Annotated in this window: 14 protein-coding genes; 3 read left to right on the top strand and 11 right to left on the bottom strand. The window is 61.2% G+C overall.

The window, feature by feature from the left end; all coding sequences use genetic code 11:
* Positions 1 to 3: 3 nt before the first annotated feature.
* Positions 4 to 1,104 (bottom strand): efflux RND transporter periplasmic adaptor subunit, encoded by a 1,101-nt coding sequence (locus UIA24_RS02170; RefSeq protein WP_102052881.1) that lies wholly within the window; start codon positions 1,102 to 1,104, stop codon positions 4 to 6.
* A gap of 203 nt (positions 1,105 to 1,307) precedes the next feature.
* Between UIA24_RS02170 and UIA24_RS02165 the strand changes: the two genes are divergently transcribed.
* Positions 1,308 to 1,943, top strand: a complete 636-nt coding sequence (locus tag UIA24_RS02165; RefSeq protein WP_102052882.1) for a TetR/AcrR family transcriptional regulator — start codon at positions 1,308 to 1,310, stop codon at positions 1,941 to 1,943.
* On the opposite strand, the gene UIA24_RS02160 is transcribed toward UIA24_RS02165, so the two are convergent.
* Positions 1,944 to 2,726 (bottom strand): class I SAM-dependent methyltransferase, encoded by a 783-nt coding sequence (locus UIA24_RS02160; RefSeq protein ID WP_330522073.1) that lies wholly within the window; start codon positions 2,724 to 2,726, stop codon positions 1,944 to 1,946.
* A gap of 95 nt (positions 2,727 to 2,821) precedes the next feature.
* Here UIA24_RS02160 and UIA24_RS02155 point away from each other — a divergent pair, with 95 nt between their 5' ends.
* A complete protein-coding gene (locus UIA24_RS02155) occupies positions 2,822 to 3,442 on the top strand; it encodes an energy transducer TonB (protein ID WP_102052884.1) in 621 nt (206 codons plus the stop codon).
* A gap of 22 nt (positions 3,443 to 3,464) precedes the next feature.
* Here the strand turns inward: UIA24_RS02155 and UIA24_RS02150 are convergent, their stop codons facing one another.
* The 5 genes from UIA24_RS02150 to ppc all read right to left on the bottom strand — a co-directional run bounded on the left by UIA24_RS02150 (position 3,465) and on the right by ppc (position 9,008).
* Positions 3,465 to 4,334: a DUF72 domain-containing protein gene (locus tag UIA24_RS02150; protein ID WP_102052885.1), complete on the bottom strand. Its 870-nt coding sequence runs from the start codon at positions 4,332 to 4,334 to the stop codon at positions 3,465 to 3,467.
* A 3-nt stretch (positions 4,335 to 4,337) separates the two neighbouring features.
* Positions 4,338 to 4,631 (bottom strand): hypothetical protein, encoded by a 294-nt coding sequence (locus tag UIA24_RS02145; protein WP_102052886.1) that lies wholly within the window; start codon positions 4,629 to 4,631, stop codon positions 4,338 to 4,340.
* Between the two features lie 129 nt (positions 4,632 to 4,760).
* Positions 4,761 to 5,435: a tRNA (adenosine(37)-N6)-threonylcarbamoyltransferase complex dimerization subunit type 1 TsaB gene (tsaB, locus tag UIA24_RS02140; protein ID WP_099773691.1), complete on the bottom strand. Its 675-nt coding sequence runs from the start codon at positions 5,433 to 5,435 to the stop codon at positions 4,761 to 4,763.
* Positions 5,436 to 5,523: 88 nt separating this feature from the next.
* Positions 5,524 to 6,171, bottom strand: a complete 648-nt coding sequence (adk, locus tag UIA24_RS02135) for an adenylate kinase (RefSeq protein ID WP_099773690.1) — start codon at positions 6,169 to 6,171, stop codon at positions 5,524 to 5,526.
* 209 nt (positions 6,172 to 6,380) lie between these two features.
* The gene (ppc, locus tag UIA24_RS02130) at positions 6,381 to 9,008 is read right to left on the bottom strand and encodes a phosphoenolpyruvate carboxylase (protein WP_102052887.1); all 2,628 of its coding nucleotides are present in this window, start codon (positions 9,006 to 9,008) and stop codon (positions 6,381 to 6,383) included.
* Positions 9,009 to 9,140: 132 nt separating this feature from the next.
* Between ppc and UIA24_RS02125 the strand changes: the two genes are divergently transcribed.
* On the top strand, positions 9,141 to 9,485 hold the full coding sequence (locus UIA24_RS02125) for a pilin assembly protein (protein WP_099773688.1): 345 nt from the start codon (positions 9,141 to 9,143) through the stop codon (positions 9,483 to 9,485).
* Between the two features lie 52 nt (positions 9,486 to 9,537).
* On the opposite strand, the gene UIA24_RS02120 is transcribed toward UIA24_RS02125, so the two are convergent.
* From UIA24_RS02120 to UIA24_RS02105, 4 genes are read right to left on the bottom strand one after another with little or no spacing between them, the layout of a single operon-like run.
* Positions 9,538 to 9,864 carry a hypothetical protein gene (locus UIA24_RS02120; protein ID WP_330522072.1) on the bottom strand — a complete coding sequence of 109 codons (327 nt, stop codon included), beginning with the start codon at positions 9,862 to 9,864 and terminating at the stop codon, positions 9,538 to 9,540.
* A 2-nt stretch (positions 9,865 to 9,866) separates the two neighbouring features.
* Positions 9,867 to 10,784, bottom strand: coding sequence for an alpha/beta hydrolase (locus tag UIA24_RS02115; RefSeq protein WP_330522071.1), 918 nt, complete (start codon positions 10,782 to 10,784; stop codon positions 9,867 to 9,869).
* Complete coding sequence (locus UIA24_RS02110; protein WP_102052889.1) at positions 10,756 to 12,033, bottom strand: flavohemoglobin expression-modulating QEGLA motif protein; 1,278 nt, start codon at positions 12,031 to 12,033, stop codon at positions 10,756 to 10,758. The genes UIA24_RS02115 and UIA24_RS02110 overlap by 29 nt, the downstream gene beginning before the upstream one ends.
* A gap of 24 nt (positions 12,034 to 12,057) precedes the next feature.
* Positions 12,058 to 12,603, bottom strand: a complete 546-nt coding sequence (locus UIA24_RS02105) for a hypothetical protein (protein ID WP_102052890.1) — start codon at positions 12,601 to 12,603, stop codon at positions 12,058 to 12,060.
* Positions 12,604 to 12,614: the final 11 nt, after the last annotated feature.

Below are 12,614 nucleotides of genomic sequence, written 5' to 3'. Positions count from 1 at the left end.
GGACTACTCCTTAGTCGCCAGATTGACCACACGGTTGGAACGGTCCACCGGGCGTACCTGCTGGCCGTCGTGCAATACATGCACACCCGCAGCAACCACCCAGTCAGAGGGGCTCAAGCCCTCAAGCACCGGCACGCTGGTCTCGCCATAGGCACCGACACGTACCGGCGTTCGCTTGAGCGTATTGTTGGCGTCCACTCGCCAGACGTAGGTCTGGCCATTCTCGGCAGTCAACGCCGAAAGCGGCACCGCCAGCGGTACCTGCTCGACGTGCTGGATGAACACCCGCGCACTTTGCCCGAGTTCCGCGTGAACCTTGCCGACATTGAACGCAATACGGGCGGCGAACGTACGCGAGCGTGGATCAGCAGCAGGCGACAGCTCACGGATGACCCCATCGAACCGCTCTTGAGGCTGCGACCAGAGTTCCACCGACACCGGCAGGCCCACCTTGAAGCGGGAGAAATTCTGCTCCGGCAGGCTGATCAACACCTCACGCTCGCCATCGGCCGCGAGGGTGAACACCGTCTGCCCTGCCGCCACCACCTGCCCGACCTCGACCTGGCGTTTGGCGATCACCCCATCCTGCGGCGCGCGTAGCACCGCATAGCCGGCCTGGTTGCCCGCCACATCGAACTCGGCACGTACCTGCTTGAGCCGAGCCTGGCCTGCACGGTAGAGGTTCTCGGCGTTGTCATACTGGGAGCGACTGACCATCTGCCGCTCCAGCAACTTCTGGTAGCGATCGCGCTCAGCCTGCACCAGGCTCAGGTTGGCCTCAGCGGCCGCAACCTGGGCACGCGCGGCCTCCAACTGCAAGCGCACGTCCTGCGGGTCAAGCTCGGCCAGTGGCTGATTGGCCTTGACCCGCTGCCCCTCCTCCACCAAGCGCCGGCTGACCTTGCCAGCAATGCGAAATGCCAACTCTGGCTCAAACCGCGCGCGCACTTCCCCCGGATAACTGGCGACCGCCGCACTGGCCGGTTGTGGCTGAACCACCATGGCCGGCCGAATGGTTACCTGTTGCGGGCCTTCCTGGCCACACGCACTCAGTAACACGGCAAAACTGACGGGCAAAGCAAGGGGCAGGAAATGGCGCAACATATGGAAAACCCTTTCGCGAGTGGCGCTTTTAATATTTGAACTGATCGGTATATTAATCAGAGCCCATAGCACTGGGAAGCGAAAGTCCCGTTTTTTTGTCCGACAATTTTTTGAGCGCGCTTGACCGGCCAGTCGAATTTCCCGCTCGCACAAGGAGCACGCGATGTACCATGAACGCCCTTTAACCGCTGCCTAAGGACACCATGCTCAACGAAACCCCCGCACCCAACGGTCCAGGCCGGCCGAAAGACCTGGCCAAGCGCCAGGCCATTCTTGAAGCGGCCAAGCGACTGTTCCTGACCCATGGCTATGCCAGCACCAGCATGGATGCAGTCGCGACAGCGGCAGGTGTTTCGAAACTGACGGTCTACAGCCACTTCACCGACAAAGAGACACTGTTCTGCACGGCAGTGGTGGCAACCTGCAAGGCACAACTGCCCGAGTTGATTTTCGAACTGCCCGACGGCGCCTCACTGCAACAGGTGCTGTTGAACATTGGCCGTGGCTTCCAGGGGCTGATCAACGGCGAAGAGTCGGTCAAGCTGCACCGCTTGATCATGGCGCTGGGCAGCCAGGACCCCAAGCTCTGCCAGATTTTCTTCGAGGCAGGCCCGATGCGCTTGCTAAGGGAAATGGAGGCACTGCTGCAGAAGGCTGACGAACTCGGCCTGCTGCGTATCGAGCATCCGGGCAATGCTGCAGAGCACTTTTTCTGCCTGCTCAAGGGCGCCCCCAACTTCCGCTTGCTGCTCGGCTGCGGCGAACCGCTGGATGCCGAGGGCGCCGAAGCGCACGTACAGGATGTGGTCAGCCTGTTCATGCGCGCCTTCGCGCCCTGATCAGGCCTTGAGGGCTTTCTTCGGATAGATGTCGTAGCGGCTCGACTTGCCTTCCAGGCTGTGGCTTGGCTTGGCGCCTTCGATGATCGGCGCCTTGCGCGGGCGCTTGACCACGACCCGGTGAGTGGCCAGCGCCAAGGCGGCCTCAAGCAGCGCCGGGGCATCGAGATCGTCACCCACCAACGGGCGGAACACGCGCATTTCCTTCTTGACCAGGGCGCTCTTGTCCCGGTGCGGGAACATCGGGTCGAGGTAGATCACTTGCGGCGCGTCCCCCTGCCAATGGCGCATCAGCTCAATCGCGTTGCCGGTCTGCAGGTGCATACGTGCCACGATTGGACCGACCTCGGCATCACCCCGTCCTCGCGCCAATCCGTCCTCAAGCAACGCGGCGACCAGCGGCTGACGCTCGATCAGTTGCATCTCGCAACCCAGGCTGGCCAAGACAAAGGCATCCTTGCCCAAGCCCGCCGTGGCATCCAGTACACGCGGGCGCACGCCTTGGGCGATGCCCACGGCCTTGGCGATCATCTGCCCGCTTCCGCCGCCGAACAGCCGTCGGTGAGCGGCTTGCCCTTCCACGAAGTCGACCCGCACAGGGCCGGGCGCCTGCGGCCCCAACTGCTGGATCTGCAGCCCTTCGCTCCCAACCTGAACGGCGAAGCCAGCAGCGTCGTCATCCAGCGGCAAGCCCAGGCGTTGTGCCCATTGCTCGGCATGCCCCTGATACTCGGGCGACAACGCCTCGACCCGCAGACGGCTGTCCGCCAGTTGCTCAACCATAGTTCGTGCATCCAAAAAAAATTAAATGATCGGCGGCCGTGGCCGATAACGAAAGTACTCAGTATTTTGCCAGACCCGGACAGCCTCCGACTGCCATGTCAGACATTCTTCAGCTCAATTCAGGCTACCTGTCGCCCGTCGGCGATTACAGCCGCCACAACACCCAGGCATTGGGTGGCGTAAGCCACCTGTGGCAAGACTTCTTTGCCCGGGCCTTGGCGGAGCAACAGGCTGAAGGCAGTGAAGCGACAACACTGGCGAGTGCCCCGGTAGATGCCACCACAGGCGAACCCGTAGGCGGCAGCCAGACCCTGGCACAGATCAATAGCCAGCGCGACTGCGATGTTCAGGACAGCGAGATCATCCCACCTGAGCCCCTGTTTCTGCCGATCGCCGAGTTCGAGCCGGAACTGCTGGAAAAACCGGCGCCCCCCTTCAGCGCCGCCGAGTTGATCGAGCAACAACGCCAACTGGACATCAGCAACAGCTGGGTTCGGCCAATCGTACTCAGCGCCGGGCAGCCCACACCTGAGCCAGGCCCGGCCCCTCAAGCACGCCCACTGCACCTGCCAATAGCCGAGTTCGAGATGGACCTGCTGGACAAGGCTGCAGAACCATTCGATGAGCACACGCTGATCGAACAACAGAAGCACCTGGACTTCGACCTGCGCTGGGCTCGCCCGGTGGTCCTGAACAACGTACGCCTCGCCGCGTGACGGCAAGCCGTCCACTAACCGACTAGAGCAGGCCCAACTGCTCGGCAAGTGGTGCCCTTTCCAACTCAGGCAATGGCGCCAGACCCGGCAGCCGCTCCATCAAGCCCTGATGAAAACGTTGAGCCAGCGCAGCGGCCAGGCGATTGTCGGCTGTGTGCAGGAAAACGTAGGGGGTGCGCCCCTCTTCGATCCAGGCCGCAACCTTATCCAGCCAAGGCCGCAAAAATGGCTCATTGGCAGCAAGCTCGGGGTGCCCGATAAAACGCACCTGCGGGCACGCGGTGAATGCGGCGGGCCGTGGCGGTACCTTGGGCTTCTTGGCTTGGGCATGCAGCACTGAGGCCTCGCGGGATGTGCAACTGAACAACGCACGCGGGTCCAGGCAAATACGCTCCACGCCCCGCTCCATTAGCAGGCGATTGAGCAGGCGCTCCTCTTCCCCCTTGGCAAAGAAGTCCGCATGGCGAACCTCTACTGCGACAGGCACACCGACTTCGTCCAGAAACCCGACCAACTCCGCAAGCCGCGAAGGCCCAAAACTGGCCGGCATTTGCAGCCAGTAAGGGGCGACCCGCTGCCCCAAAGGCCGCAGCAACTCAATGAAACCCTGGGCAGCACTCAGTTGCTCGCGCAGGTCACCGCCATGGCTGATGTCGCCAGGAAACTTGGCGGTAAAACGGAAGTGCTCAGGCATGATCTGCGCCCAACGCTGAACCGTGGCAGCAGCCGGGCGGGCATAGAACGTGGTGTTGCCTTCTACGGCATTGAACACCTGGCAGTAAAGCCCAAGGAAGTCGGTGGTTTTCGCGTCAGCGGGGTACAGGTACTCGCGCCAGGCGCTTTCACTCCAGGACGGGCAACCCAGAAAATAAGGAAGGGATGAGGGAATCATCCGTCAAATGTACAGGTCCAGCCCGAGCACTTCCATCTCCCAATCCACAAAGCCGGCGGTGGTCAGGTAGCTGCTAAGGGCCTTGGCAGTGCGCTTGTTGCTGGCCCGAGGAAAGATCATGTCCTGCTGACGGACGGGAAGACCCGCACTACGGCTGGCACCTGTACCCGCCGATGGCTGCGCCTGGGTTTCAAATTCACCCGGAATATCGTCGTCCAGTTCTTCTTCACGCAGCGGCGCCTTACGCGCGGAGCGTTTGACCGGATAAGACTGCGAGGAAAAACCGTCGATACGCATGGCGGAATACTCAGGAGCAATGATGGCAATTTAGCGGCACCCGAGAGCCTTCGCAAATGCCTGACTGATAACTGGACCACAGATCAGGCAAAAGATTCGGGGTTGCTGGCGCTAACTGACCGGCGGCGCTCAGCGCGCCTTAGGCGTGGCCACCTTATCGCGCAGGTAGACCGGCTGCGCCAGATCAGCTGCGATTGCCTCGCCACGCTGCCAGGCAAACGTTGCCAGGCTGAGCAGGTCCTGGGCATGAGGCAGCAGGCTGGCGTCCTGGGCGCTGACCTTGACCGCAAGGCGCTCGGCATAGCCCCAGCCCGTACCCGCACCAAACCAGTCCCCGGTAGCACCTGCTGGCAAGGCCACCTGCTCCGGTGGCAGCACAGCCTCTTCACCCAGCAGGCGCATTTCACCTGCCGTCGACTGGTAGCAGCCCCAGTACACTTCATCCATACGGGCGTCGATGGCAGCGGCGACCTGCTGCACACCCTGTTCACGCATTGCCCGCTGCGCCAGCACGGCCAGATTCGATACCGGCAGCACCGGACGCTCCAGCGCGAAGGCCAGGCCCTGGACCACACCAATAGCGATACGGACACCGGTGAAAGCGCCTGGACCGCGACCGAAGGCAATGGCATCAAGCGCCGACAACGCGATACCCGCCTCGGCGAGCAGGGTCTGGATCATTGGCAGCAGCTTCTGCGCATGCAGGCGCGGAATCACCTCGTAGTGGCTCAACACCTTGCCGTCATGCAGCAGGGCAACGGAGCAGGCTTCAGTGGCGGTATCCAGGGCCAGCAAAGTGGTCATCGGTGATTCCAGGCGAAAGAAAAAAGAGCGGCATTATAAACAACAACGGCCCGCAAGCGGGCCGTTGTTCAAGGGCTGGAGCAATAAATCAGCTCAGCGCTTCCAGCACCTTGGCAGTGATGGCCTCAACAGAGCCAACGCCTTCAATGTGGCTGTACTTCGGCTTGCCATTGGCGGCAGCCAGCTTCTGGTAGAAGTCCACCAGCGGTTTGGTCTGGTCGTGGTAGACCGCCAGGCGGTGACGTACGGTTTCTTCAGTGTCGTCTTTACGCTGAACCAGCGAATCGCCGGTCTCATCGTCCTTGCCTTCAACCTTTGGCGGGTTGTAGATCACGTGGTAGACGCGACCCGAGGCCTCGTGAACACGGCGGCCGGCAATACGCTTGACGATTTCCTCGTCAGCCACAGCGATCTCGACAACGGCATCCAGCTCAACACCGGCAGTTACCAGGGCTTCGGCCTGGGGAATGGTGCGAGGGAAACCGTCGAACAGGAAGCCCTTCGCGCAGTCAGGCTGAGCGATACGGTCCTTGACCAGGTTGATGATCAACTCGTCGGAAACCAGCTTGCCAGCGTCCATGATCGCCTTGGCCTCGAGGCCCAGCGGAGTACCCGCCTTGACGGCGGCACGCAGCATGTCACCGGTGGAGATCTGTGGAATACCAAACTTTTCGGTGATGAACTTTGCCTGAGTACCTTTACCGGCCCCGGGAGCTCCCAGCAGAATTACACGCATCTTGTGCTCCTCAATTTTTATAAGCAAATCAAAGGATTCGCCGCTAGGGCAAAATCCCGGAATTAGGTCATGACCACAATTCGGTCAAAAGGCTGCTCAAGATACACAGCAGCTTTCGGCCACACAAGCGCCCCCAAGTCGGAATAACCTGCTGCCGAAGACCCTGTCATGCTCTGGTTGCGCCGGGCGCAACCCGGCGCAAGTACACCTCAACCCGTGTTCCGCAAGCCTGCCGCGATACCTGCCACCGTCACCAGCAATGCCTGCTCCAAAGGGCTGTCCAGAGCGGCATCACGGGTGCGCGAGCGGGCCAGGAGATCAGCCTGGAGCAGATGCAGCGGGTCCAGATAGGTATTGCGCAAACGAATGAACTCCAGGGTATCGGGGCTGTGTGCAAGTAGCACCGGCTGCCCGGTCAGCCCCAGTACAACCTGGCACGCCTGCGACAATAGGTCGCGCAGATGTGCACCCAAAGGTCGCAGTTGCGATTGCACCAGACGCTCATCATAGGAACGCGCAATTTCAACATCGGCCTTGGCCAGGACCATTTCGAGCATGTCGATACGGGTACGGAAGAACGGCCATTGCTCACGCATTTCTGCCAGCAGCCCACCTTGCCCGCGCGCCAGTGCGTTGCTCAACGCCGCCTCCCAGCCCAACCAGGCCGGCAGCATGAGCCGCGTCTGGGTCCAACCGAAGATCCACGGAATCGCCCGCAGGCTTTCAATACCGCCCGCACGGCGTTTGGCCGGCCGACTGCCCAACGGCAAGCGGCCCAGTTCCTGCTCCGGCGTGGCCTGACGGAAATACTCAACGAACTCCGGGTTGTCACGCACCACACTGCGGTAAGCCTTCAGACCATCCGCCGCGAGTTGGTCCATCAAGCCGCGCCAGGCCGGTTGTGGGGGTGGCGGCGGCAACAGGGTCGCCTCGAGCACCGCAGCCAGGTACAGGTTGAGGTTCTGCTCCGCGATGTCCGGCAGGCCGAATTTGAAACGGATCATTTCGCCCTGCTCGGTGGTACGGAACCTGCCGGCCACCGAGCCCGGTGGCTGCGACAGGATCGCCGCATGGGCCGGGCCGCCGCCACGGCCCACAGTACCGCCACGACCGTGGAACAGCAGCAATTCGACGTTCTGCCCTCGACAGATCTCCACCAGGGTTTCCTGGGCGCGGTACTGGGCCCAGGCCGCCGCCGTGGTACCAGCGTCCTTGGCCGAATCGGAGTAGCCGATCATCACTTCCTGAGGGCCGTGCAACCCCGCACGATAGCCCGGCAGGCCCAGCAGACGCTGCATGACCGGCCCGGCATTGTCCAGGTCGGCCAGTGTTTCGAACAACGGCACGACCCGCATCGGACGGGCAACGCCTGCCTCCTTGAGCAGCAACTGTACCGCCAGCACGTCTGAAGCCGCGCCGGCCATGGAGATCACATAAGACCCCAGCGATGCCGCCGGGGCGGCAGCGATTTCACTGCAGGTCGCAAGCACTTCAGCCGTCTCGGCCTGAGGCCGGAAATGCCGTGGCAACAACGGACGACGGTTGTTCAGTTCGGTCTGCAGGAAGGCGATACGCGCCTCTTCATCCCAATCTTCATAGCGCCCCAGCCCCAGATAATCGGTGATCTCACTCAACGCCGAAGCGTGCCGTGCTGCGTCCTGACGCACATCCAGGCGCACCAGGAACAGGCCAAAGGTCACTGCTCGACGCAAGGTGTCGAGCAGCGGGCCATCAGCGATAACGCCCATGCCGCACTCATGCAACGACTCATAGCAGAGCCGCAACGGCTCAATCAGGTCGTGATTGTCGTGCAAGACCTCGGCGGATGCCGGTTGCGTAACAGCCAGTGACGACTGCGCCCAGCTTCGGGTTGCCCGCAGGCGCTCGCGCAGTTGCTTGAGCAACGCCCGGTAGGGTTCGGCATGCTCACCCACCCTGGCCCGCAGCGCCGGGCTGGCCTGCTGCATGGACAATTCGGCAGCCAGAAAATCGACGTCTCGCAGGAACAGGTCTGCCGCCATCCAGCGGGCCAGCAACAGCACTTCGCGTGTGACCGTGGCCGTGACATTGGGGTTACCGTCACGGTCACCGCCCATCCACGAGGCAAATCGAATCGGCGCAGCTTCTAGCGGCAGGTGCAGGCCCGTGGCCGCGAACAAGGCCTTGTCCGCCTTGCGCAGGTGGTTGGGGATAGCCTGCCAGAGCGAGTTTTCAATGACCGCAAAGCCCCATTTGGCTTCATCGACCGGGGTGGGTCGAGTACGGCGGATTTCTTCGGTATGCCAAGCTTCGGCAATCAGCCGCTGCAGACGCTCGCGGACCTGCGCACGCTCGGCGGGTGTCAGGTCGCGGTGGTCTTGAGCCGCCAACTGCGCGGCGATGGCATCGTACTTGTGAATCAAGGTGCGGCGGGCGACTTCGGTCGGGTGCGCAGTCAGCACCAGTTCGATGCTCAGTTTGCCGAGCTGGCGGGCCAATGCGTCAGGACTGTGGCCCGCCTTTTTCAGGCGGTCGAGCAATTCGGGAAGCACCCTGGCCTCGAACGGCTCGGGCTGATCCGCGTCGCGGCGGCGAATCAACTGGTACTGTTCGGCGATGTTGGCCAGGTTGAGAAACTGGTTGAACGCTCGGGCCACCGGCAGCAACTCGTCCTCGGACAAGCCGTCGAGGCTGGAGCTCAGTTGCTCGGCACTGCCACTGCGGTCCGCCTTGGCGCTGCGACGAATATCCTCGATTTTCTGCAGGAAAGCTTCGCCGTACTGTTCGCGTACGGTGTCCCCCAACAATTCGCCCAACAGATGGACGTCTTCACGCAAGCGCACATCAATACCAGTCATCAGCCTTCATCTCCAACGCGGGCAAACAGCGATGACATCAGAGTGCCGCAGTACCGCCTGTGCTTCAAGGCAGACCAAAGTGCGACCAGTAGCTACGCTGAAAGGAGGCCATCCGTCTTCAACGAGGTCACCATGAAAATCCGCGAACTTGCCCAGAACTGGGAACAGACCGCCACGGGGCGCATGAGCCCTACCGGCTATGTGTTGCACCTGGATGTCGAAGCCGCGGCGCGTCTGGCGGCGCTGGCCGAGATGTACCCCAAGCGTCAACCCGAGGAACTGCTCGGCGAACTGCTCGGCGCCGCGCTCGAAGAGCTGGAGGCAAGCTTCCCTTATGTCCGCGGTCAACAGGTCATCGAAACCGATGAAGAAGGCAATCCGCTGTATGAAGACATCGGGCCAACGCCACGGTTTCTGGCGTTGTCACGACACTACCTGCAGACCTTAAGCGCGGAAAAAGAGGCGTCCAACGACTGAAACCGGTGGGTGCCGGGTTTGCCAGCGATAGGGACGCCGCTAATTGACGGTATTACTGTACCTGCTGCGGCGTCTCCTGCCCCATGCAGCGCACCGCCTGCTTCTTGCTGTCGACCAGTACGCCGGTCAGGCCCTTCTGCTGGGTGTCGAACAGCACCAACACGCCATCGATGCATTGCGCCACCTGTGGCGCCGGGCTGAGCGAAACCTTGTAGTCTTCACCGGGAACAGTCTTGAGCATGGTGAAGTCGGACAGCAGCAGCGCATCCTCCGGCTTGGCAAAATGCAGGTAGCCGTAATACCAAAGCGCACCGACAGTGCCAATGATGCTGCAGACACCGGTGATGATCAGCGGGATGGCGTTGCGTTCTTCACTCATTACTACTTCTCGTCAGGGTAATTGGGGACTTCGGCCAAACGTCGCAGTCCATTGAAATGTTCAGGGTCTTCCAGAAAGCGCAGCATTACCTTACGCCAAATCGGGTCGTTGAAGGTCTGCACATGACCACCACGGGTCAACTGCAGCACGCGCGGTGGTGGGGCTGCCTGATACAGACGGATACCATTGACCATGGGTACGGTGGTGTCGTCGATGCTGTGGTAGATCAACTTCGGAACCCCGGACAATTGCCCGACCGAGCGCAAGGCGCTGTCGCCATCCGGCACCAGCCATGACAGCGGAACCTGCAGAGGCCAGGTCAACCAGTTCGAACTCAAGGCGCTACGCCCGACATCCCGGTAACTGGCCGGCACTCCGTCGAAGACCATGGCCTTGAACCGATGTGATTGCTCAGGGTGTTGCGCCAGGTAATGGATGGCCAGGGCGCCACCCAGGCTTTGCCCCAGCAACACCAGCGGCTTGCCCTGCGCTTCAGGCGCCTGCTGCAGCCAGTCCATAGCAGCGGCAATATCGTCATAGACTTCCGGCAAGCTCGGCATGCCTTCCGACAAGCCATAGCCCCGGTAGTCGATCATCAACACCTGATAGCCCTGCTCCGGTAGCCACCAACTGCCGCCCAGGTGCAACGCCAGGTTGCCACCGTTGCCATGCAGGTGCAGCACCGTCCCCTTGACCGCTACCCCCTCCTTGGCCGGCAACCACCAACCATGCAGGCGCGTACCGTCTGCAGCGGTCAGGGTGAGGTCACGGTACTCAAGCTTGGCACGCGTCGGCGTGAAGGGCTCGCCCGGCTCAGGGTAAAACAGCAAGGCACTGCAGCCGGCCAGACTCAACAGCACAAGAAGCAGGCACAGCGGCCTGCCAAGGACGTCAGAGAATGTTCGAGTAGTCGGCTTCAATACGGTCCAGGCTCAAGTGATTGAGGAAGTTGGAGAAGCACATCCAGGCCGACAGCGCGTTCAAGTCGCGGAACTGCTCAGGCAGGTACTTGGGCGGCTCCACCAGGCCTTCGTCGACCAATTGGCGCAGAGTCCGCATATCTTCCAGCGTCGTCTTGCCGCAAAACAGCAAAGGAATCTGCTCAAGCTTGCCTTTACGCACGGCCAACTGAATATAGTTGTAAACCATGATAAAGCCCTTGAGATAGGACAAGTCCTTGGTAAATGGCAAGCCATTGGGCACCGAGCCACGAAACACGCGGCTGGCATTGCCATAGCTCTCCTGCATGCCAAACCCTTGAGCGCGAAAGAACTCGAACACCTGGAGGAAATCGGCCCCCTCCTCGACCATGTGAATGGCACGGGTGCGGTTGGTCAGCTTGCGCAGCCGGCTGGGGTAGGAGGCGAAAGCAATCACCTCCATGAGGATCGCCAGCCCCTCTTGGGTGACCGTGGAAGAAGGCGGGCCTTTGGAAAGGAAGGTACAGATCGGCTGGTTCAGGCCGTTGAGGGTGGTGCCGACATGCACCAGCCCCTCATGGACCTCCAACGCGCGGACATCGCGGTTGTTGAACATCGCGTCAGCGCGGATCTTGATGTAGTCGGCACCGGCCGCCGCGTCGGCGACGATACCGTCCGACTCGAATACACGGATGGTCTCTTCAGCCTCACCGAACACCTTGTTCAAGCGATGCTGAAGTATTTCCACGGCCTGCTTGGCGGTAAGGTTCTTCGGCTCGTCCTTCAAGTCACCCAGGCAATCGATGTTGTTCAGGTAGTCGGAGAGCATCAGGCCCAGATCGGACAGGGTCGGGTCACCGGCATGAAAGGCATCGGATGCGGCGCCGTAGAGCTCCTGGGAGATCAGCCCGAAATCCTCGGTGCCGCGCGCCTCGAGCATGCGCACCACCATGCGGTACTCCTTGCACATGCGTCGCATGATCTGCCCGACCGGGTTGAACTGGCCAAGCTGGCGCGTGATGTCACGCTCGATGTTCTGAAACTCAAGCTTCACCGCACTGGAGTCAAAGGACAGTGGTCGACCCAGATAGTACTCACGGTCCACCTTCGGCAACTCTTTGCCCTTGGCCTTGAGGAACCCCTGGCGGATGCTATCGTCCCACTTCACCGCATCGAGCACGCGGATCGGCGTCTGTGCCTGAACAATGCGATCAGACAGGCCGCGTATCGTCTGCTGGTACTCGTCCACACCACACTCCTTGCTTCGAATCGGTTATTTGCCTGCGCGCTGGAACCGCGCGACTTCGATGAACAGATCGGAGTTGGCAGGGTCATCCAGATAGGCGAAAACCTGTTGTGCAGGGCTGTCGATCAAGACACCCTCACCATTATCTTCCGGCACTTCGTAGCGTTGACCGCTGAGTGCCTTCTGCTCCAACGCCTGGTTGATCCGTTCAACATCAAGGTTGTAGAGCACTAACTCGTTGTTACCGATCACGTCAAAACCGGCAATCAGGAAGTTCCCGCCGAGCTTTTTCGGCACGCCAGCCGAGAAATACCAGCGGTTACCGTGACGCGAGACCGTGAAGGTGTATTCCTGCCGTGGCTTGCCCTTGGCCGTGGCCACTGCCTTGTAGGCATTGCCCCCCGTGCGACTGATCAGCAGTTTCAAGGGTTCGCCCCAGGCATCCTTGCTGCTCCAGCTACCGAGCAACGCCTTAGGCGCCGGCTGATTCGCCGGAATGGGTTCATTGAAGGTCACCAGACAACCGCCAAGCAGTAAAAACGACAAGGCCAACAGCACACGCCAGGCTTTCATCAGGTTCTCCT

It is taken from the genome of Pseudomonas sp. AL 58, from assembly GCF_036348395.1.
Taxonomy (GTDB): Bacteria; Pseudomonadota; Gammaproteobacteria; order Pseudomonadales; family Pseudomonadaceae; genus Aquipseudomonas; species Aquipseudomonas defluvii.
The sequence above is the reverse complement of the archived record's forward strand: the minus strand, read 5'-3'. Positions and strand labels throughout refer to the sequence as shown.